Source organism: Serratia sp. CY76391 (assembly GCF_052166695.1).
GTDB classification, from domain to species: Bacteria; Pseudomonadota; Gammaproteobacteria; order Enterobacterales; family Enterobacteriaceae; genus Serratia; species Serratia nematodiphila.
This window is the reverse complement of sequence record NZ_JBJNOJ010000026.1, coordinates 1-1,128: the sequence shown is the minus strand read 5'-3', so window position 1 is coordinate 1,128 and position 1,128 is coordinate 1. Positions and strand designations below refer to the sequence as shown.

Below are 1,128 nucleotides of genomic sequence, written 5' to 3'. Positions count from 1 at the left end.
CCGGAGCCTAGCCTTCTCCGTCCCCCCTTCGCAGTAACACCAAGTACAGGAATATTAACCTGTTTCCCATCGACTACGCTTTTCAGCCTCGCCTTAGGGGTCGACTCACCCTGCCCCGATTAACGTTGGACAGGAACCCTTGGTCTTCCGGCGAGCGGGCTTTTCACCCGCTTTATCGTTACTTATGTCAGCATTCGCACTTCTGATACCTCCAGCAACCCTCACAGGCCACCTTCAACGGCTTACAGAACGCTCCCCTACCCAACAACGCCTAAGCGTCGCTGCCGCAGCTTCGGTGCATGGTTTAGCCCCGTTACATCTTCCGCGCAGGCCGACTCGACCAGTGAGCTATTACGCTTTCTTTAAATGATGGCTGCTTCTAAGCCAACATCCTGGCTGTCTATGCCTTCCCACATCGTTTCCCACTTAACCATGACTTTGGGACCTTAGCTGGCGGTCTGGGTTGTTTCCCTCTTCACGACGGACGTTAGCACCCGCCGTGTGTCTCCCGTGATAACATTCTTCGGTATTCGGAGTTTGCATCGGTTTGGTAAGCCGGGATGGCCCCCTAGCCGAAACAGTGCTCTACCCCCGAAGATGAGTTCACGAGGCGCTACCTAAATAGCTTTCGGGGAGAACCAGCTATCTCCCGGTTTGATTGGCCTTTCACCCCCAGCCACAAGTCATCCGCTAATTTTTCAACATTAGTCGGTTCGGTCCTCCAGTTAGTGTTACCCAACCTTCAACCTGCCCATGGCTAGATCACCGGGTTTCGGGTCTATACCTTGCAACTAATCGCCCAGTTAAGACTCGGTTTCCCTACGGCTCCCCTATACGGTTAACCTTGCTACAAAATATAAGTCGCTGACCCATTATACAAAAGGTACGCAGTCACACCACGAAGGTGCTCCCACTGCTTGTACGTACACGGTTTCAGGTTCTATTTCACTCCCCTCGCCGGGGTTCTTTTCGCCTTTCCCTCACGGTACTGGTTCACTATCGGTCAGTCAGGAGTATTTAGCCTTGGAGGATGGTCCCCCCATATTCAGACAGGATGTCACGTGTCCCGCCCTACTCATCGAACTCACGACCTGTGCATTTTAGTGTACGGGGCTATCACCCTTTACT

General features: G+C 53.0%; 1 rRNA gene. It reads right to left on the bottom strand.

Features of this window, described 5'->3' with window-relative positions:
• Positions 1-1,128: ribosomal RNA gene (locus ACJ8PN_RS25535) — 23S ribosomal RNA — on the bottom strand; the annotation flags it as partial.